Below are 20,469 nucleotides of genomic sequence, written 5' to 3' on the forward strand. Positions count from 1 at the left end.
TAAAAAAAGAAATTCTTGAAATTTTTACTTTTTGTAATAAAAGAATAAAGTTTCATTAAAAATAAATTAACCATTAGGTTATTCCTTCTTAGCTCAGTTGGTTAGAGCATCTGACTGTTAATCAGAGTCCCGATAGCTATCGGGATTGGTTCGAGAAAAAGAAGTAAGTTCATAAAAAAAGAAATTCTTGAAATTTTTACTTTTTGTAATAAAAGAATAAAGTTTCATTAAAAATAAATTAACCATTAGGTTATTCCTTCTTAGCTCAGTTGGTTAGAGCATCTGACTGTTAATCAGAGGGTCCTTGGTTCGAGCCCAAGAGAGGGAGCAAAAAATAAAAAGCCTTTACAACAATGTAAAGGCTTTTTTATTTTGTAATTAACACTTATCGTTTAACACATCTTTCTTGAATGCTTCTATTTGACTTTTCATTTCCTTAATTTCCTTCATCTTCTGTTCAAGAGAATGTAATTTTTCATTGAGAATACTTAATTTTTCTTCTTTGCTAAATCTATTTTTGTACCAAGCATCTATGAGTTGCCCAATTTCTCTTATTGTGAAACCAATTGACTTAGCATCGCTAATGAACTCCAATTTTTCAATTGTTTCTTCATCGTAGTGAAAATAATTGTTTGTTTTGATAGACTCATCGCGCTTTCCTTCAATCAATCCTGACTTCTCATAGAAGCGAATCGTGTGGGCAGAAATCCCTGTTTTCTTAGCTATTTCATTTATTAACATAATGCAAATATAAAAAATATTAAAAAAATAACAACTATAGACTATACTCTAATGTTGTAGGTTTGATTTTATACTACTAAGTTTGCACTAAATTAAAACATAATCATATGAAAAAGACAATATTAATTACAGGATCTTCAAGTGGAATTGGGAAATCAACCGTTATTGAATTTGCAAAAAATGGATGGAATGTAATTGCTACGCAAAGAAATCCTGAAAAGGAATCTGACTTTAAGACTTTTAATAATGTCAAACTTTATCCTTTAGATGTTACGAACCTTGATAGTATCAGTAAAGTATTTCAAAATGTTAAAGCAGAATTTGGAACTATTGATGTTGTTGTAAACAATGCAGGGTATGGAGTGGATGGCGCTTTTGAAGCAATGTCTGATGAAGTAATTGAAGACCAATTTAACACCAATGTATTTGGATTAATGCGTGTGACAAGAGAGGCGATAAAAGCGATGCGTCCTTCCGGTGGCGGAACAATTATTCAAATTTCAAGTATGGGTGGTAAAATAACGTTTCCATTATATAGCATTTATCATGCAACAAAATTTGCTGTTGAGGGTTTTACAGAGTCATTACATTATGAATTAGCACAATTTAACATTAAATTAAAGCTTATTGAACCTGGTCCAATAGCAACTGATTTTTATGGAAGAAGTAGAAAATTCATTAAGCCTGATTATACAAGTGATTATGATGTATTTATTTCAAAATTTAATGCAGCAGCGTCAAAAGTTATAAATGATGCAGAAGGACCAGAGGTTGTTGCTAAAACAATTTTTATAGCCGCAACAGACAATAGTAATAAAATGCGATATGCTATTGGGAAGCCCGGTCCAATGCTATTAAAGCTTAGAAAAATACTTTCCGATAAATTCTATTTCTTACTTGTTAGAAAAAGCTACAATATTTAACTATTTGTTTTTCTTGTAGTTAAGTAAATTATCATCGCATTAAAATTGTAACTTTCTCCAATAGGGGGAGCAAAAAAAGAAGCCTAACATTTCTATTAGGCTTTTTTATTTATATTATTTTTTTGGAATGTCCTGAGAATACTGATTTATATTACTGACTTTTAAATCCAAATCAAATGCAAATAATTCAATTAATTCTTTTTTCCATACGCTACCATCTTTTCCTACTCTTGTCTCAATTGAGTTTATTAATACTCCAGAAGTTGGGTCTGTGTCTTTAATTCGTAAGGGTACAATTGAAAGTATTTCCCAATTTATAGAGGTATAATTAGCAAAATAGTTTTTCCAATCCTCTTTTGTTAATGTGGTTTTTACACCATCAAATCCAATCACCACACATTTATCTGCAATAAAAGTTGCGCATTTATTTGCATCCATAGCGTTGTAAGCTTTTACAAATTCAATTATTTTTTCCGTTTCTCCACGATTTGAAAAAACAAATGGTTTGTTGTAAAATTCAGATTCTTTTACTAAAAATTTACCGCCAAAGTCTTGTGCTTGAGCAGTTCCTATTGAAAATAGGATACTAATAATCAATACTACTTTTTTCATTTCTTTCTTTTTTTAAGATTAATTGAAACAAAAATAAATAATTAGTTGTAAAAAACAAGTAATTATTTTAAATTTGTTTAATAATGAAACAACTTAATATAAACTTAAAACGTAATTTTATGAAAAAACAACTTGTTGTACTTGTATTGTCGAGTGCATTGTTCATGGCTTGTAAACCAAACAATGAAAAAGAAAACACAGAAAAAAATCCACATCAAATCGCAATTGGAGTGGATAGTTCTGCCAACATTAATTTAGCTAAAAAAGCAAATGAATTGGCAATGAAATTTGATTATGAAGGTTTAAAGTCAAATTTTATCCCTAATGCTAAATTGCATGACAATTCAAAAGAAATTACTATTGAAGACAATATCGCAACTTTAAAAATGGCACAAAAAGAAGGTATTGCTATAAGCGTAAATGGTGAACCTATTTTTCATGAGGTTATTAATGATAAACCTAACCCAAAAACAGGTATTTCAAATTATGTAATTTGTTATTATGATGTAACCTTTGCAAAAGGAGCAAAAAAAGTGAATATTAAAAATTATCACATGCTATTTGCGATTAAAGATGGAAAAATTCATGAAGTTTGGGATGTGTACGATGCATCGGAACTAACTACTTTATTTCAATAAAAAAACAAAAGCCTTTTTAATTAAAGGCTTTTTTGTTGTTCTATTTTTGCATTTTGCAGTGTTTCAAGAAACGTAATATATCGTTCTCTTCTTGTATTTTCAAAAAGTAGTCGGTCTGATTTTATTTCTGCTTTAATAGCAATTTGCATCGGATTAAATACAGATTCATCTATACTATCAATGGATAAAAGATATAATTCAATAATTAAAGGTAAGACGCATATTCCTTTTCTTGTTGCAATATATCGGGTGCTTTTTTTTGTTCCAGCTGGATTCAATTTTTCAATAAACCCCGTTTTCATCAAAAACTGAAGTTTATTTGTTAAAATATTCGTAGCTATTTTTTCTTTAGACTCTAAAAATTCTTTAAATGTAGATTTTCGATGCAAAAGCATATCTCTTAAAATTAAGAGTGACCATTTATCGCCGAGTAAATCAACAGAGACTGCAATAGCACATGTAGATCTGAATTCTTTTTTTTTCATTTTGGGGAGGGCAAAATTTATTATACAAAATTACAATTTTTTAAAAAAAGATAAAAGAATATTAACATTTAATAAGTTGCTTTTTACAAGTAATATTTGTAGGTTTGAAAAATATATTAATTTAATATTTAAAAAAATGAAAAAAATAGTATTGTTAGTTCTGGTAACTATTTCATTGTCATCTTGTATGTCAAACGCCGATAAAACGGCATCTGTATCCAAAAAAAATGTAGATTTTTATACTAAAGTATGGGATCAAGTTATTAATGAAGGAAAAGTTAATGTACTTGATACGGCTTATGCTGAGTCAATTGTACTGCATACGATTCCTGAAATTAAAGGTATTAAAAATGCTAAAGCCTATTATTCTGGTTTTGTTACAGGTTTTTCAGACAGAACATTTACAGTAAAAAGCATGTTTGCCGATGGCGAAAAATTAGTAAAACATTGGCAATTTAAAGGTACACATACAGGAGATTTTGCAGGGATTAAACCAACTGGAAAAACAGTTGACATTGAAGGTTGTACTATTGCAAAAATTGTAGACGGAAAAATTGTTGAAGAACAAGATTTTATGGATAATATGAGTTTCTTAACACAATTAGGTGTAATTAAGTAAAAACAAACTCAAAAAAAATCCCGACAATTTCGGGATTTTTTTATTTTATAAACTTGACTTAAATTGTTCTAAGAAACGAACATCGTTTTCATAAAACATTCTAATATCGCCAATTTGGTATAATAGCATTGCAATTCTTTCAATTCCCATTCCAAAGGCGTAACCGGTATATTCATTTGGGTCAATGCCACAGTTTTTCAACACATTCGGATCTACCATTCCGCATCCCATAATTTCTAACCAACCTGTTCCTTTTGTAATTCGGTAATCGGTTTCTGTTTTCAATCCCCAATAAATATCTACTTCAGCGCTTGGTTCTGTAAATGGAAAGTAAGACGGGCGCAATCTTATTTTAGATTTTCCGAACATTTCTTTCGTAAAATATAATAGCGTTTGTTTTAAATCGGCAAACGACACATTTTTATCAATATATAAACCTTCTACTTGATGAAAAATACAATGCGAACGAGACGAAATGGCTTCGTTACGAAAAACCCTTCCTGGAGAAATGGTTCTAATAGGCGGTTTGTTGTTTTCCATATAACGAACCTGTACAGATGAGGTATGCGTACGTAACAAAACATCTGGATTGGTTTGTATAAAAAACGTATCCTGCATATCGCGTGCCGGATGATATTCTGGTAAATTTAATGCTGTAAAGTTGTGCCAATCGTCTTCAATTTCTGGTCCTTCAGACACATTGAAACCAATGGTTGAAAAAACATCTAAAATTTGATTTTTTACTAATGAAATCGGATGACGCGAACCAATATTTATTGGATTTCCCGGACGAGATAAATCACCAAATACATTAATAGATTCCGTTTTAGTTTCAAGAAGTTCTTGGATGGCTTTTACTTTTTCTTCTGCCGTGTTTTTCAACTCGTTTATTACCTGTCCAAATTCTTTCTTTTGTTCGTTTGGTACGTTTTTAAATTCGGCAAAGAAATCTTTAAGCAAACCTTTACTTCCTAAGTACTTAATACGAAATTCTTCTAAAGTACTTTTGTCTTCAGTTTGAAACGCTTTGGCTTCTTCAATATGTTGTTTTATCTTGTTTATCATCGTAAAAGGGTAATAAGCTACAAATTTATGTATTTTTTAGCGATTAGTGAAAAGTGATTTGCATTTAGTTTCAACTCAGCACTAATTAATTATCTCTTTTTCTAAAAAATAATTTACAATGGCTTCTTTCATTAAAACCGATTGTTCTCCTGCTTTTAGTGCTGGCAATTCTTTTATTACTTTATAATGAGGCCAGCCATCTTTATCGAAAAATTCAAATTCGTAATATCCGTAGGGTTCTAATAGTTTACAAATAGCAATGTGCATTAGGTTTACTTTTTCGTCCTTTTTAAATTCGCTATTTATTTTGCCTAATTCTTGCACGCCAATTAAATAAATAATCGCATCTAAATCTAATACATCACCATCGGCAAATTTATCAGATAAAAAAGTTACTACTTTTTCCCAGCGTTCTTTTAATTGTATATCTCTCGACATTTGTATTTAGTTTTTTACAAAGATAGTATTTGAGGTTTGCATTTTGTAGTTTTGTTTTTATAAAATATATATAATTTATGGAATTTATTGATATTGTTTTTGCCGTCTTATTAGGGTACAGTATATATAATGGGTTGAAAAATGGTCTTTTTGTAGAAATAGCTTCTTTCAGTTCTTTAATTGTGGGCATTTTTGTAGCGATAAAATTTTCACATATTGTCCGATTGGCTTTAGAAGAAAAAATAAAAACCAATCCAAAATATATTGAAATTATTGCTTTTGCTATAACTTTTATTTTAGTACTTATTGCCATTCATTTATTGGCTAAATTTTTTACAAGTATCGCAAGTTTTTCTTATTTAGGCTGGTTAAATAAATTGGGAGGCGCTGTTTTTAGTATGTTAAAAACTATTTTAATGTTAGGTGTTTTATTGAATTTACTTCAAAGAATAAATAGTAATAGTGTGTTGGTAAAAGAAGAAACCTTAAATAAATCCCTATTTTATAAGCCCGTACAAGAAGTGTCTAAATTTATGTCGCCAAATCTTGAAAAATGGTACGAAGAAGTAAAAGAAAGAACAAAAGAAACACCCGAAAACGAAAAAGCTTCTGATTCGTTGCGTGTAGACAAAAATGAATAATTCTCCACAAATTTTACTATTCACTAACCCATTTAAATCCAACTCTCGGAATATTTTCAATAGCTAAATTCGGTGTTTCTTTTATTATTTTTCGTAAACGAGAAATAAAAACATCCAAACTTCTGCCTAAAAAATAATCGTCAGATCCCCAAAGTTCCATCAGAATTTTTTCGCGTTTTAAAACCGTATTTGGGTTGTCTAAAAACAGTTTTAGTAATTGCGCTTCGCGTTCTGTAAGCGTTATTTTTGTAGTTTCGTTTTTTATTAAATAATTTTCGGGTTCAAAAACAAAACCTGAAAACTCATATTTTTTTATGATTTTTTCGGTGTTTTTTTGACTTCGGTGTAAAAAGACTTCAATTTTTAAGATTAGTTCTTCAATCGAATATGGTTTCACTAAATAATCATCCGCGCCAAGTTTTAAACCTTTAATACGATCTTCTTTCATCGTTTTTGCCGACAAAAAAATAATTGGAATTTCTTGATTTCTTTTTCTTATTTCGGTAGCCAATTCAAATCCATCCATTTCTGGCATCATAATATCAGTAACTACAATGTCAAATTGGTTTTTGCAAAACATATCTAAACCTATTTTTCCGTTGGCACAATGTACCACATCAAAATATTGTTCTAAATTATCAACAGTTAAAAACGCCAGCGTTTCCTCGTCTTCAATATATAAAACTTTCTTTTTACTCATAATCTTTTTGATTAATTATAATCGTAACAACAATTCCTTTTTCAGTATTATTAGCGATGGTTATTTTCCAACGATGTAAATCGCAAATCTTTTTCACATACGATAAACCAATACCAAAACCTTCAATATTTTTGATGTCTTGACGAGTTACTCTATAAAATTTATCGAAAACAAAAGGTAAATCTTTAGTTGGAATTCCGCAACCGTTATCTTTAATCTGTATAGAAAGTTGTTGGTTGATTTCAGTAACGACAATTTTAATTTTAGGCGATAATCCTGAATATTTTACCGCATTATCTACTAAATTAAATAAAATATTGTAGATATGAAATTCATCTGCTTTTAAAACATGTTTTTTTGTGGTAATTATATTAATATCTATTTCTTTATCATATTTTAATAGAATATTGTCTTTTACTAAGTCTAAAACGGGCTTCAACTCAAACTTGGATTTATCAATAAGCATTTGTTTGCTTTCGGTTTTGGCAACATATAAAATCTTTTCAATATGTTCATTTAACCTTTTTGTTTGATTGACAACAATTTGATTGTATTTTTTAAGTTTCGGATTATCTTTTATTTCGTTTTGTTCTTTAACATAATTTGATGCGATTAGTATAGAAGCCAACGGCGTTTTAAATTCGTGCGACATATTATTGATAAAATCTTTTTGTAATTCGGTATATTTTTTCTGCTTTAACATTAGTACAACCGAATACACATAAATAATTAATACTAGAAACAAAACAGTAGTAAAAATCCAATATTGATTTAAATTTTTAAAATAATTTTGTTCAATATCCGGAAATCTAATGGCAAAATAATATGTGTATTTAGGATTTTTTGTAAAACAACTCGGACATTTAATAGGTTCTTTTTTTCCATTGCTATTGATGTGATTACTAAATGCCATTTTATCCGAAGAGCAATTATAAACAGCATATTCAAAATCTACATCTAAATTATTTTTTTCAAATTCTGAAATTAAATAATGTTCTAAAATGGTATTTTCAAATTCATAATTTACATTAACCGTAAAATAATTTCCGGATACTTTTTCTACCTGATTGGAAACTAATAAACCTGTTAAATTATCTTTATATAGTTTTTCTAATACGTCTTGTAATGCAAAGAATATTTTGTCTTCAGTATCTTTTTTTGCTAATTTATGGGCGTTATTTATTAAAAACAATTGCATAATAATCACTCCTATAATAGCAAGAAATCCAATTATTATGACAATATTAAATCGTGATAGTTTCATTTATGTTCTAAATTTTTAACGATATTAAGATAAATTATCAAGCGAAATTAATCATTAACAACTCATTAACACAATAAATACTGTCGATTAACAACATTATTTAAAAAAATAAATACATTTGTGATGTTAATAAACAACTAATTTAAATATAATAATTATGAAAACAGTAAAATTACTTGCAATTGCATTATTTATGGGCTCACTTTCATTTGCTCAAACTGCTGCTCCAGCTCCTGTAGCTGTTCCAGCTGCACCACAAACACCCTCTCAAATGAAATGGGAAAAAGAAACACACGAATTTGGAACTATTGAACAAGGAAAACCAGTTTCTTACGAGTTTACATTTACAAACACTACAAACAAAGATGTTACTTTAAAAGATGTAAAAGCATCTTGTGGATGTACAGCAACTAATTACACAAAAACAGCTATCAAACCAGGAGAAAAAGGAACAGTAACAGCTACTTATAACGCAGCTGCAGGTGGTGCTTTTCATAAAACCGTTACAGTAACAACAAGTGAAGAAAATGCTATGCCAAAAACAATTACAATAAAAGGTACAGTTAAAGTTAATGAAGCGCCTGCAGTTGCTGCGCCAGCTTCAAAATAATAAAAATATTATTTATATATTTAATCCCGATAAGATTTTACTTATCGGGATTTTTTTATGGAAAAAACAGTAATAAATAGTCCGTTAGGATTTGTGTGTATTGAAGGAGATAGTAGTGGGATTTCTAAAATTTCTGTTACTTCTGAAGAAAAAGAGTTATCTGAAACTATTCCTGAATTATTTTCAGAAGTGGTAACTCAACTAAAAGAATATTTTGAAGGAAATCGAACTGAATTTCATTTTGAAATGAATCCAAAAGGGACCGATTTTCAAAAAAAAGTGTGGCAGGAGCTATTGAAAATACCTTATGGGAAAACAGAATCGTATCAAAAAATAACTAATAAACTTGGAGATCCAAAAGCTATTAGAGCGGTAGCAAATGCAAATGGGAAAAATCCACTTTGGATTGTGATTCCTTGTCATAGAGTTATTGGATCTGATGGTTCTTTAACAGGTTATGCTGGAGGATTATGGAGAAAGAAATGGTTGTTAGATCATGAGAATCCAATCAAACAAGAAACCTTATTTTAAAAAATCCCAATAAGAAATTTTAGTCTTATTGGGATTTTGGTATTTACAAATTTGAAAAGAAATCATTTCCTTTATCATCGGTAATAATAAAAGCTGGGAAATCTTTCACTGTTATTTTACGAACGGCTTCCATGCCTAATTCTTCAAAATCAACTACTTCTACTGATAAGATGTTTTCTTTTGCTAAAATTGCCGCAGGACCGCCAATAGAACCCAAGTAAAACCCACCATATTTGTGGCACGCATTCATTACATCCTTGCTTCGGTTTCCTTTTGCTAACATAATCATACTTCCGCCAGCGGCTTGGAATTCGTCTACATATACGTCCATTCTTCCTGCGGTTGTAGGACCAAAACTTCCTGATGGCATGCCGTCTGGAGTTTTTGCAGGTCCGGCATAATATACAGGATGGTTTTTGAAATAGTCTGGCATAGGTTTTCCAGCGTCTAATAATTCTTTGATTTTTGCATGAGCGATATCACGAGCTACAATCAACGTTCCGTTTAATTTCAAGCGCGTTTTGATGGGATATTTTGATAATTCGGCCAAAATTTTCGACATCGGTTTGTTCAAATCAATTTCTACGGCTGGCTCTAAATGTGGAGCTGTTGCAGGTAAAAACTGACCTGGATTGGTTTCTAATTGTTCTAAGAAAATTCCGTCTTTCGTAATTTTCCCTTTGATATTTCTATCTGCAGAACACGAAACACCCATTCCCACCGGACAAGACGCCGCATGGCGAGGTAAACGAATGACACGAACATCATGTGTTAAATATTTTCCACCAAATTGTGCGCCAATTTGACTTTCTTGACAAATAATTTGTACTCTTTTTTCCCACTCTAAATCACGAAACGCTTGACCCGACATATTTCCTGATGTTGGTAAATTGTCATAATATCCTGCTGATGCTTTTTTCACGGCTGCTAAATTCGCTTCCGCAGAAGTGCCGCCAATTACTAAAGCTAAGTGATACGGAGGACAAGCTGCTGTTCCTAAATCCATAATGCGCTCACGAACAAATTCGTCTAACGATTTTTCATTTAATAACGATTTTGTTTTTTGATACAAGAACGTTTTGTTGGCCGAACCCCCACCTTTTGTTAAAAATAAAAACTCATATGAATTTCCTTTTTTCGCATAAATATCAATTTGAGCGGGTAAGTTTGAACCCGAATTTTTCTCTTCAAACATCGAAATCGGAACAATTTGCGAGTAACGAAGATTTTTATTTTGGTACGTATTGTAAATTCCTTTAGATAACCATTCGCCATCTTCAACACCAGTGTACACGTTTTCACCTTTTTTAGCAACCACAATCGCAGTTCCTGTATCTTGGCAAGAAGGCAATTGACCTTCAACAGCGACAGCTGCATTTTGTAATAAATTATAGGCTACAAATCGGTCGTTGTCTGTTGCTTCTGGATCTTCGATAATGTTTCTTAATTTTTGTAAATGTGCCGAACGCAACATAAACGAAACGTCGTCCATGGCTTCTTGTGCTAATAATTCTAATCCTTTTGGGTCTACCACTAAGATTTCTCTATCGCCAAGTTGTTCTAATTTTACAAAATCTGAAGTTAATTTTTTGTAGGTTGTATCATCTTTTAAAATAGGATACGGGTCTTGATATAAAAAGTCCATTTGTTTGAATTTTGAAGCGTAAAGTTATGAAATATATTTAAAAATCTCCAAGATTTTCAAACTCTTAGAGCGTTAATTATCTTCTAAAAAAACCAACTTGCCACTGCAATCGCAGCAATTACACAAATTAAATCTACTAATAACATAATTCCTAAAGTATATCGTGTGTTTTTTACGTTAATACTTCCAAAATAAACGGCAATTACATAAAAAGTAGTTTCTGCACTGCATTGAAAAATAGCGCTCAATCTTCCGGTTAAAGAATCAACTCCAAAGGTATTCATAGCATCAATCATAAATCCTCTCGAGCCACTTGAACTGAAAGGGCGTAACATTGCAACAGGTAGAGAATCGGTAATTTGTTTGCTTACGCCAATATTTGAAAACACAAAAGAAATTCCGTTGCTCATAATTTCAAACAAGCCACTGTTTCTAAAAAATGAAATGGCCACTAACATTCCCATTACATAAGGAAAAATAGTTACACCAGTAGTTAAACCATTTTTGGCACCGGAAACAAAAGCGTCAAAAATTGTGGTTTTTTGCTCTATGAATTTACTTTCTTTGGTGAAGGCATAAATCAATGTAATTCCAATGATAGCAATTAACATTAAACCTGACAAATTAGAAGTAAAGAAGTTTTTTTCTACTAAATTTAATCCGTTTACGTAAAACAATAATCCAGTAATTGCAGCAATTATAGTCATTAATCCAACGATTAAAGTAGCGCTTTTAAAGTTTATTTTCTGTTTAATTCCTACAATCAAAAGCGCAGCAATGGTACCTATAAATGAGGTGATGATACAAGGCAACATAACATCTGCTGGATTTTCCGCATTTGCTGCTGCACGATAACCAATAATAGATGTTGGAATCAAAGTTAACCCTGCGGCATGTAAACACATAAACATAATTTGCGCATCACTGGCTTTGTCTTTGTCTGGATTAAGCGTTTGTAGACTTTCCATTGCTTTTAATCCGAAAGGTGTTGCAGCAGAGTCTAATCCTAAGAAATTTGCCGCAAAGTTTAACGTCATATAAGAAACCGATTCGTGATTTTTAGGTACAGAAGGAAATATTTGTGCAAAAAATGGACTTAATTTTTTGGCTAATTTTTCGGAAGCTCCAGAAATTATTAGCAACTCCATTAATCCGCAAAAGAAAGCCAAATAGGCCATAAGTGGCAGAATAATATCGAACAAACTGTTTTTACAAGTGGGTAGTAAACCATCTGATTTTTGTGTGCCGCTGTAAATTTTTACTGTTTGATTTTTATAAACGTAAGTAGTATCTGGATTTAATGTATCTCTATTAATGGTAAACGTTTTTTCTTCGGATTTTTGAATACTATCTTTAATAAAAGCAGGGATTTCTTTTAAAAACTTTTCCGAAATTAAAATAGGATCATCTTTTTTTCCATTTAATACATAATCTACAGAATACGTGTTTTCTGCAAATAAACTTACTATAATAAACACTATAGAAGAAATAAAAATAGTCAACCAAAATCTACTTAATACCATTTTGTATTTTTTTTGTAAATGTATGATTTTATAAGATAAAAAAAAACCGTTCCAAAATGAATTGGAACGGTTTAGAATTATATATTTCTAAAGAATTAGAATTTGTATGTAATTGTAAAGTTTGATGTTCTACCAAAACCAAAGAATACTTGGTTTCTTGTATCTACACCTTCATAAGTACCTTTGTTTAAGTAATCTTGGTAGTTTACGTATGGTTTAACTCCAGTAGCTGGGTTTAAACCAGCACCATTTCCAGTATTTGCATTAAATTCTGCTTGTGTAGCGACAAACTGATTTGTTCTAGATTCAGCAATGTAAACAGTGTTTAAAACATTATTCATATTAAATCTGAAGTTTAAAGAATTTTGTTTGTCTTTACCAACTAACATTTTGTAAGAGAATCCTAAATCCATTAATCCATAAGAAGGTAACTCTAAAGAACCTAAATCGTTAGCAGCTTGTGTTTTAAAGTTTACAGGGTCAATTGCAGCATATAATCTGTCAATGTATCTGTAATTAGCATCTAATCTTACTCTTGTTAAAACTTCGTAAGAAATCCCTAATGCTGCAGTTGTTTGTGCTGCATCACCCACTTTTAACCCATCAGTATATAATGTTTCTTTAAAAGCTTCGTTAGTGGTTGGGTTTGTAATAACTACATTATTGTCATCTTGATAACTTGCTGTTACATTACTTCCATATCTCCAGTCTCCGTATGAGAACATACCGTTAACATCTAATTTTTTGAAAGGTTTGAATACGAAATCTAATTCAGCACCCATGTGAATTTGCTCTACACCTTCTAAGAAAGCTGAACCAGGAATTGTTGGAGTTGTAGAAATTCCATCATGATTAATATTAGTTGTTAATCTGATAAATCTGTCTTTCCAAGAAGTTCTGTATACATTTATGTTAGCAGAAAACATTTTAGATTTGAAACCGTAACCAGCTTCTAATCCCATAATTTTTTCATTAGTTAAGTTTTCATTTATAATTGAAGCATTGTTAATGAAAACCGCATTAAAGAAAGGTTGTTTTGAATAGTATCCTGCATTTACATATACATTGTTTTTTTCATCAATGTTGTAGTTTGCACCCCCTTTTACATTTCCACCTAAAATATTTTTATAGTCAGTTGATGATAATGGATTAGATGATAAATATTTATAATAATCTACTCTTTTGAAACCTTGTTGAGAAACCGCAGCTTGTAAAAACACAGTTAATTTTTCTGTAGAATATTCTAATTGTGTAAAGGCTCCAAACCAATTAACCAAACCGTCATTATTATAGTTGATTGCTTTTTGGTAATCTGTATTCCATAAAGGATTTAAGTTTGGTTCTGTAGCATATTGAAAATTTGAAACTGCACCAGGATTGTTTACATCTCCAGTTCCGTTATTAAAATTAGTAGCTCCTAATAAATCGTTTACTACTTGATAGTGAATCCCTCTATAAGTTCTTGCGTCAACACCAAAATCTAACGTTAATTTGTCTGTTAGTTTTGTATTTAAATTTACGATACCACCATACCAGTTATGCGAGTTGATAGATGAAATTTTAGAAATACCAGAAAAATTATTATATACATATGGAGAGGCAGTTGTTCCTAATCCAGTTCTTCCAGTATTTGTGCTATTTTGATAGAATCCAGAAGCGTTTTGAGCTCTAAAATAAGGAACGCCTGCCATAGTAAATGATTGTTGACCTGTGTTCCATCCTTGTATTAAATCTACATTAACAGTACCATCAGCTTTTCTTAAAGAATTAGAAAGATAAGATTCTCCTCTAATTCCACCAGCTCCGTTAGAACCTCCACCACGCCCCCAAGAACCGTAAACAACTGTAGATAATTTCATTTTATCAGAAATTTTATAATCCCAGTTTAATGACATTACAGGTTTGTGATAAAAATTAGTTCTAAAACTATATTCTTCTCCCTTTAACATACCCCAATCAGAGTTGTATCTAATATTTGGATCCATCTCTGCAGGATTACCATATTTTATGTATTGCGCAATTGTTGGAGCTGCACTACGTTGGTTGTGCCATTGTGGCGCACCAGTAAATACAAATTGAAAATCATGTTTATCGTTTAACTCATAACCTAAGCCAATAAAATAATTTCCACCTTCAAATTTTGTTCCATCAACATAACCGTCTCCAGTAGTTCTTGACATTAAAAATGAAGCAGATAAACCATTTTTCATTTTACCTGTATTGTAAGATAATTGATTTTTAAAATAATCATCATTACCAATAGAAGAAGAATATACCCCACCTTCTTTTTGGTTTGCAGATTTTGTAACTACGTTAATCGTTCCTCCTACAGAAGAAATAGCTAATTTAGAAGAACCTAAACCTCTTTGTACTTGCATCGCGCTTGTTACATCAGAAAGTCCAGCCCAGTTACTCCAGTATACCGCACTGTTTTCCATATCATTAACAGGAACCCCGTTAATTAATACCGCAATGTTGTTTTGGTTGAATCCACGAATGTTTACTCTTGAATCTCCAAATCCACCACCAGATTTAGTAGCATACACAGAAGGTGTGTTGTTTAACATTTCAGGAAACTCTTGATTTCCTAATTTTTCTTGAATTTCAGCAGCTTTAATTGTAGAAACCGCTACAGGTGTTTTTCTGCTTTTCGCAATGTCAACTGTTGTAGATTTTACTACTACTTCTTCAATTTCTGAAGTACTTAATACTAAAGAAATTGTTCCTAAATCTTGATTTCCAGCAAATGATACTGATGAAACTTCAAATCCAAGAAAAGAAACAACAACTGTTCCTGCGTTTTCTTTAGTAACAATTTTAAAACTTCCATCGTCTGAAGTTTTTACTGTTGTTGCATTTCCTTTAACACTCACAATAGCATTTGCTAAAGGATTGTTAGCGTTGTCAGTTACTTTACCAGTTACGGTAGACTGAGCAAAAACCATTGATGAAGACATCAATAATAAGGTTAAAAACCAATAAATGTGCTTTTTCATGTTTTGTTAGTTATTTATTTTTGACAAAATTATAAAAAAAATAACAAATAGCATTAAGAAAACATTAACATTTTTTTATTTTAAATACTTAGCTAATAATGATTTAGTGGAACTATCATGATTTGTAATGCTTCCGCTTTCTATTTCACTTAAAATTGAGTTGGCTAATTGTTTGCCTAATTCAACACCCCATTGGTCATAACTATAGATATTCCAAATAATACCTTGTACAAAAATTTTATGTTCATACATGGCTACTAACGCACCTAAACTTTCTGGAGTTAGTTTGTTAATTAAAATAGTATTGGTTGGTTTGTTTCCTTCAAAAACTTTAAAAGGTATTAAATCTGCTACTTCAGCTTCTGTTTTACCTTGTGCTAAAAATTCTGAAAGTACTTGTTCACGAGATTTTCCTTTTAATAAGGCTTCTGTTTGTGCAAAAAAGTTAGACATTAATTTGTTATGATGGTCTTTTTCACCGTAAAGTGGTTCAATAAAACCAATAAAATCTGTTGGAATTAGTTTTGTTCCTTGATGAATTAATTGAAAAAACGCATGTTGCGAATTAGTTCCTGGCTCGCCCCAAACAATTGTTCCTGTTTGATAATTTACGGGTTTTCCATTTCTAGCAATAGATTTACCGTTGCTTTCCATAATACCTTGTTGTAAATAAGGCGCCAGTTTTTGTAAATATTGCGTATAAGGAATTAGTGCTTCTGTTTCGGCACCAAAGAAATTATTATGCCAAATACTTAATAGTGCTAAAACCACAGGAATGTTATTTTCAAATGGCGTGTTTGCAAAATGCACATCCATTTTATTCGCACCTTTCAATAATTGATTAAAATTATCGTATCCAACAGCTAAACTTATAGTTAAACCAACGGCACTCCATAATGAAAATCTTCCGCCAACCCAATCCCACATTGGAAAAATATTTTCGGGTGCGATACCAAAGTTGGTTACGTTTTGCAAATTAGTAGAAACAGCCACAAAATGTTTAGCAATATCTTTTTCTGTAGCGTATTTCAAAAACCATTTTTTTACAGTTTCAGAGTTGGTTAAGGTTTCTTGTGTGGTAAATGTTTTAGAAACGATAACGAATAAAGTAGTTTCTGGATTTAATTTTTTTAGTATTTCTTGTACATGGTCGCCATCTACATTAGAAATAAAGTGCGTATTTAAATTGTTTTTATAAAACTGTAAGGCTTCTACAATCATAGCCGGACCTAAATCCGAACCACCAATTCCAATATTCACTACATCGGTAAATGGTTTTCCAGAATATCCTTTCGCATCACCTGAAACAATATAATTTGTAAAATCTTTTATTTTGTTTTTTGTTGAAAAAATTTCAGGCATTACATTTTCGCCTTCAAAAGTAACCATATCGCTTTCATTAGCACGTAATGCGGTATGAAGCACAGCTCTGTCTTCGGTTTCGTTTATTTTTTCTCCCGAAAAATACTTTGAAATCGCATCCGGCAACCCTACTTCATTTGCTAATTCTATAAGTAATTGTATGGTTTCTTCAGACCAATTATTTTTTGAAAAATCTACATAAAATTCATCCCATTCAATATTGAATTTTTCGGCTCTTTTGGCATCTTTTTGAAACAAATCTTGAATAGATTGTTGTTCAATTTCTGAAAAATGAGATTTTAATTTTTGCCAAGCATTTGTTTCAGTTGGATTGATATGTTGTAATTTCATGATAAAATTGTTTATTCTTTAAATGTTTTGGATGTTGTGTCGTCTAATTCTTTTTTTAGCGGTGCAATGGCTGCTAAATATTTAGTTTTTTGATTTTTTGTCATCGGTTCCGAAGTAGGTAATTTTAAACGTAAAGGATCTACTTGTACCCCGTTTTTCCAAAATCGATAACAAACATGCGGACCAGTAGCTAAACCGGTACTACCCACTTTTCCAATAATTTGCCCTTGCGTTACCGATTGTCCTCTACGAACTAAAATTTTCGACATGTGTAGGTATTGTGTCGCGTATTTTCCGTTGTGTTTTACTTTTACAAAATTTCCGTTACCAGAAGTATATCCGGTGGCTTCTACAACTCCTGAAGCCGTTGTTTTTATTGGTGTTCCATGTGGTGCAGCATAATCTGTACCATTATGTGCTTTCCATGTAAATTGTACTGGATGAAATCGTCGAGCTGTAAATTTTGAGGTTAATTTGAAAAAGGATAAAGGCGCTTTTAAAAACATACTTTTAGCTCCCGAAGCTTTTTCGTCATAATATTCTACTTTTTTTTGGTTCTCATTTAATTTATAAGGGAATGCGTATATTTTTTTCCCTTTATATTCAAAATAAGACGCTTCTACTTCGTCTACTCCTAAATATTCCCCGTTTTCAAAATATTTTTCTTTGATGGTTACGGCAAATTTATCTCCTTTTTTTAGCTTGAAAAAGTCGATAGAGTATTTATAAATCTGCGCCAATTCGTTTGCTAAATCTGCGCTAACGCCTTTTTTAGATAAGGTTTCTGATAAAGATCCGTCCAACTCTGCCGCAATAGTTCTTCTTTTAATTACGGTAGGACGTTTTTTTATTTCAACACGAATAGAATCTCTTAAGTCGACTACTAAAAAGCTGGTTTTGTCTTGCACATAAACTAGGGCTTTTAAATTTTTCTTGTTTTTTTTATCGGAAAAAGTTAAAAAAGCTTTACCTGCTCGAATGTTTTTTATATCGAAAGAGTCTTTAATTTTTTCAGTAACATCAAATGTTTTTAAACTATCGGGTAGTGTATACGCTTCTAAAATGGTGCTAAATGTGTCACCAGATTGCAGGGTGTCTTCTACCACCGAAAAATCATTAAAAGTAAATCCGTATTTTTTAATTATAGGTACTTTTTTTGCGATTTTTGCTGAAGATTTACTGTCTTTTTCTATGTTTTGACAGGAAAACGTAAGTAATAGTAAAGCGTATAATATGTATTTCAAATCTAGTTTTTTAATTATTCTCCCCAGTTTTTTAATTCTTCTTCACTCCAAAGTTCTGGAAAGAAAATACGTTTTTGGTATTTTGGCAGCATGTATTTTTTCCAATCACTTCCGCCGGTAGCTTCATGATTTCCGGGAACGCTTTCGATATATTTTTTTGCGGCATTAAAATGTCCCATCACCCAGGTAATGTTTACAGTTTTGTCATAATGACGCATAGCTGCTACTAATTCTGGATTTTTTTGATCGTTTTCTGGTAATTGTTTGAATTTTTGCCAAAGATTTATGGTGTTATATTCTTCCATAAAAGACAAAAATTCTTTTTTATATTTTCGTTCAAATTCGCTTAACAAATAAGATTTTTCTCCTGTTTGATGATCTTTTCCTGCAGCTTGCCAATATAAATGTTCTAACGCGTATGTGTATGACGTGTTTCTGTCAATCGTTGCTCTAAAACGGAAATCGATTAAATTAATCAAATCGGTTGATGCAAATTCGATCATTCTGTATTGCGCACTTTGAAAACCACTTGCTGGTGTTAATGTATTTCTGAATTTTAAATATTGTTCAGGTTCCATTCCTTCTTTCATAATATCAAAAGAAGTGGTTAACATATCAAAATAGCGGCTAATTCTGTTTAATCTTTCTGTAAAAAATGCGGTACTTGGTTTTTCATTATGACACACTTGTTCCATTTCCCAAAGTATCATTTTAAATAACAATTCATTTACCTGATGATACATAATAAACACCATTTCATCTGGTAGGGTAGAACGTTGAATTTGTAAATTTAAAAGCGCATCGGTTTGTATATAATCCCAATACGTAATTGGTTTTGCCCAAAGTAATCCTTCTAAATGGGTTTCAGTTTTTTGATTTATTTTTCCGAACTTTTCATCTAATTGTTCGATTTTTTTTGAAATAGTATCTTGCAAAATAAGTATTATTTAAAATTTATAGGATGTTTTAATCCTTTGTACTGATCAATATCTGCTTTTATAGAACCAACTGCTAAACTGGCTTTTACTCGGATTGGAATTTTATTCTCGTCGTCTGATATCCAAACGGTTAAGCTTTCTTCTTCTTTAAAAACACGTCCTGCTTGTACTAAAGGTTTAAATACCATACAGTTTATTTCTCCAAATTTAGAATTTATATTTTCTCTACCAACAAATTTTAGTTTAAATTTAGTAGTTTCTTCATCAAAAAACATATCTATTGTTATGGATTCGCCAACGACTAATTTGTCAATTTTTGGATGGTTTCTTAGATAATAAAATGAAGAAACAATATCTTGAACGTTTTCAGGGACATTAAATGTTTTTTCGGTTTTGTTTTTATAATCTTTTACTAAAACGGTATTGTTGTTTTGGTTGAAATAGCCTTGTTGATTTTTAGTATAGCCACCTTCGTTTATATTTCTAATAAACACATAAGGTTTGTTAGTTTCTTTATTAAAGTAACTTTCATAATTGTCTACTACTTTAAACATCATCTTGGTCATGCCTGTGGTATAGCCTTTCCCAATGACATGGTGCATTTTTTTACCGTTAAGTTCCGCGTCTTTTACTTCTAAAGTGGCGTAACCAGCATTTATAAGTCCGTAATGTATTCTTAACTTAAAAAATTCTCCAATAGTATAAGAATCTTTTTCCTCTGTATTAAAAGAGTTTGAGAGTACAAACACAGTAAAAAGTAAAATTATTCTTTTCATTTTATAAGGTTTTCTTTGAAGAATGCAATTATTGTTCCAAAGTTACAAAAAACAAAAAACCCAGTCAAATGAATTAACTGAGTTTTTATGTTTTAACCAACCAAAAAACTATAAATTATGAAAACTTATACGCAATATGAGTCTACTACCTCTCAATTGCTCTGCAAAGATATGTTAAGAATTTAAATTTTATTTAATAAAAAGTCAACTTTAACACTTTTAACAGAAAAAAACGCAAGAAAAGTGGTTAAAATTTAACAAAACAAAAAAATAACCTACTTTTTTTATGTATTTGACAATTTTATTTTTAACTAATTGGTTTTTAGTGATTTAAATTTGGAATGTTTTAATGAAAAAAGCAGCTGTT

General features: G+C 31.0%; 20 protein-coding genes and 1 tRNA gene. 7 read left to right on the forward strand and 14 right to left on the reverse strand.

Annotation, left to right across the window (positions count from 1 at the left end; all coding sequences use genetic code 11):
* Positions 1-254 precede the first annotated feature (254 nt).
* Positions 255-328 (forward strand) — tRNA-Asn (locus KA468_RS04760).
* A 50-nt stretch (positions 329-378) separates the two neighbouring features.
* On the opposite strand, the gene KA468_RS04765 is transcribed toward KA468_RS04760, so the two are convergent.
* Positions 379-741, reverse strand: coding sequence for a MerR family transcriptional regulator (locus KA468_RS04765; protein ID WP_291241791.1), 363 nt, complete (start codon positions 739-741; stop codon positions 379-381).
* Between the two features lie 107 nt (positions 742-848).
* On the opposite strand from KA468_RS04765, the gene KA468_RS04770 reads away from it, so the two are divergent.
* The gene (locus KA468_RS04770) at positions 849-1,664 is read left to right on the forward strand and encodes an SDR family oxidoreductase (RefSeq protein ID WP_291241792.1); all 816 of its coding nucleotides are present in this window, start codon (positions 849-851) and stop codon (positions 1,662-1,664) included.
* A 114-nt stretch (positions 1,665-1,778) separates the two neighbouring features.
* On the opposite strand, the gene KA468_RS04775 is transcribed toward KA468_RS04770, so the two are convergent.
* Entirely contained in the window at positions 1,779-2,276 is a 498-nt protein-coding gene (locus tag KA468_RS04775; RefSeq protein ID WP_291241793.1) for a hypothetical protein, read from the reverse strand.
* 119 nt (positions 2,277-2,395) lie between these two features.
* Here KA468_RS04775 and KA468_RS04780 point away from each other — a divergent pair, with 119 nt between their 5' ends.
* Positions 2,396-2,914: a hypothetical protein gene (locus KA468_RS04780; RefSeq protein ID WP_291241794.1), complete on the forward strand. Its 519-nt coding sequence runs from the start codon at positions 2,396-2,398 to the stop codon at positions 2,912-2,914.
* A 20-nt stretch (positions 2,915-2,934) separates the two neighbouring features.
* Here KA468_RS04780 and KA468_RS04785 read toward each other — a convergent pair whose 3' ends face one another.
* Positions 2,935-3,399, reverse strand: a complete 465-nt coding sequence (locus KA468_RS04785) for a winged helix-turn-helix transcriptional regulator (protein ID WP_291241795.1) — start codon at positions 3,397-3,399, stop codon at positions 2,935-2,937.
* 136 nt (positions 3,400-3,535) lie between these two features.
* Here KA468_RS04785 and KA468_RS04790 point away from each other — a divergent pair, with 136 nt between their 5' ends.
* Positions 3,536-4,018 carry an ester cyclase gene (locus KA468_RS04790; RefSeq protein WP_291241796.1) on the forward strand — a complete coding sequence of 161 codons (483 nt, stop codon included), beginning with the start codon at positions 3,536-3,538 and terminating at the stop codon, positions 4,016-4,018.
* Between the two features lie 45 nt (positions 4,019-4,063).
* Here the strand turns inward: KA468_RS04790 and pheS are convergent, their stop codons facing one another.
* Both pheS and KA468_RS04800 read right to left on the reverse strand, forming a co-directional pair.
* The gene (gene pheS / locus KA468_RS04795; protein ID WP_291241797.1) at positions 4,064-5,083 is read right to left on the reverse strand and encodes a phenylalanine--tRNA ligase subunit alpha; all 1,020 of its coding nucleotides are present in this window, start codon (positions 5,081-5,083) and stop codon (positions 4,064-4,066) included.
* 81 nt (positions 5,084-5,164) lie between these two features.
* A complete protein-coding gene (locus tag KA468_RS04800) occupies positions 5,165-5,521 on the reverse strand; it encodes a hypothetical protein (protein ID WP_291241798.1) in 357 nt (118 codons plus the stop codon).
* 77 nt (positions 5,522-5,598) lie between these two features.
* On the opposite strand from KA468_RS04800, the gene KA468_RS04805 reads away from it, so the two are divergent.
* Positions 5,599-6,162: a CvpA family protein gene (locus tag KA468_RS04805; RefSeq protein ID WP_291241799.1), complete on the forward strand. Its 564-nt coding sequence runs from the start codon at positions 5,599-5,601 to the stop codon at positions 6,160-6,162.
* A gap of 16 nt (positions 6,163-6,178) precedes the next feature.
* Here the strand turns inward: KA468_RS04805 and KA468_RS04810 are convergent, their stop codons facing one another.
* Together KA468_RS04810 and KA468_RS04815 are read right to left on the reverse strand one after the other, a co-directional pair.
* The gene (locus KA468_RS04810; RefSeq protein ID WP_291241800.1) at positions 6,179-6,862 is read right to left on the reverse strand and encodes a response regulator transcription factor; all 684 of its coding nucleotides are present in this window, start codon (positions 6,860-6,862) and stop codon (positions 6,179-6,181) included.
* Positions 6,855-8,126 carry a HAMP domain-containing sensor histidine kinase gene (locus KA468_RS04815; RefSeq protein WP_291241801.1) on the reverse strand — a complete coding sequence of 424 codons (1,272 nt, stop codon included), beginning with the start codon at positions 8,124-8,126 and terminating at the stop codon, positions 6,855-6,857. The genes KA468_RS04810 and KA468_RS04815 overlap by 8 nt, the downstream gene beginning before the upstream one ends.
* Positions 8,127-8,283: 157 nt before the next feature.
* Here KA468_RS04815 and KA468_RS04820 point away from each other — a divergent pair, with 157 nt between their 5' ends.
* Both KA468_RS04820 and KA468_RS04825 read left to right on the forward strand, forming a co-directional pair.
* Positions 8,284-8,736 carry a DUF1573 domain-containing protein gene (locus tag KA468_RS04820; RefSeq protein WP_291241802.1) on the forward strand — a complete coding sequence of 151 codons (453 nt, stop codon included), beginning with the start codon at positions 8,284-8,286 and terminating at the stop codon, positions 8,734-8,736.
* 57 nt (positions 8,737-8,793) lie between these two features.
* Positions 8,794-9,267, forward strand: a complete 474-nt coding sequence (locus tag KA468_RS04825) for a methylated-DNA--[protein]-cysteine S-methyltransferase (RefSeq protein WP_291241803.1) — start codon at positions 8,794-8,796, stop codon at positions 9,265-9,267.
* A 43-nt stretch (positions 9,268-9,310) separates the two neighbouring features.
* Here the strand turns inward: KA468_RS04825 and KA468_RS04830 are convergent, their stop codons facing one another.
* The 7 genes from KA468_RS04830 to KA468_RS04860 all read right to left on the reverse strand — a co-directional run bounded on the left by KA468_RS04830 (position 9,311) and on the right by KA468_RS04860 (position 20,102).
* Positions 9,311-10,912 carry a fumarate hydratase gene (locus KA468_RS04830; protein ID WP_291241804.1) on the reverse strand — a complete coding sequence of 534 codons (1,602 nt, stop codon included), beginning with the start codon at positions 10,910-10,912 and terminating at the stop codon, positions 9,311-9,313.
* Positions 10,913-10,995: 83 nt separating this feature from the next.
* A complete protein-coding gene (locus tag KA468_RS04835) occupies positions 10,996-12,435 on the reverse strand; it encodes a nucleoside recognition domain-containing protein (protein WP_291241805.1) in 1,440 nt (479 codons plus the stop codon).
* Between the two features lie 95 nt (positions 12,436-12,530).
* Positions 12,531-15,431, reverse strand: coding sequence for a TonB-dependent receptor (locus KA468_RS04840; protein WP_291241806.1), 2,901 nt, complete (start codon positions 15,429-15,431; stop codon positions 12,531-12,533).
* A gap of 75 nt (positions 15,432-15,506) precedes the next feature.
* On the reverse strand, positions 15,507-17,144 hold the full coding sequence (gene pgi / locus KA468_RS04845; protein ID WP_291241807.1) for a glucose-6-phosphate isomerase: 1,638 nt from the start codon (positions 17,142-17,144) through the stop codon (positions 15,507-15,509).
* A gap of 11 nt (positions 17,145-17,155) precedes the next feature.
* Positions 17,156-18,388, reverse strand: coding sequence for a peptidoglycan DD-metalloendopeptidase family protein (locus tag KA468_RS04850; RefSeq protein WP_291241808.1), 1,233 nt, complete (start codon positions 18,386-18,388; stop codon positions 17,156-17,158).
* A gap of 14 nt (positions 18,389-18,402) precedes the next feature.
* Complete coding sequence (locus KA468_RS04855; RefSeq protein ID WP_291241809.1) at positions 18,403-19,323, reverse strand: tryptophan 2,3-dioxygenase family protein; 921 nt, start codon at positions 19,321-19,323, stop codon at positions 18,403-18,405.
* An 8-nt stretch (positions 19,324-19,331) separates the two neighbouring features.
* Positions 19,332-20,102, reverse strand: coding sequence for a DUF3108 domain-containing protein (locus tag KA468_RS04860; protein WP_291241810.1), 771 nt, complete (start codon positions 20,100-20,102; stop codon positions 19,332-19,334).
* Positions 20,103-20,469 lie beyond the last annotated feature (367 nt).

This window comes from Flavobacterium sp. (assembly GCF_017985075.1).
Lineage (GTDB): Bacteria > Bacteroidota > Bacteroidia > Flavobacteriales > Flavobacteriaceae > Flavobacterium.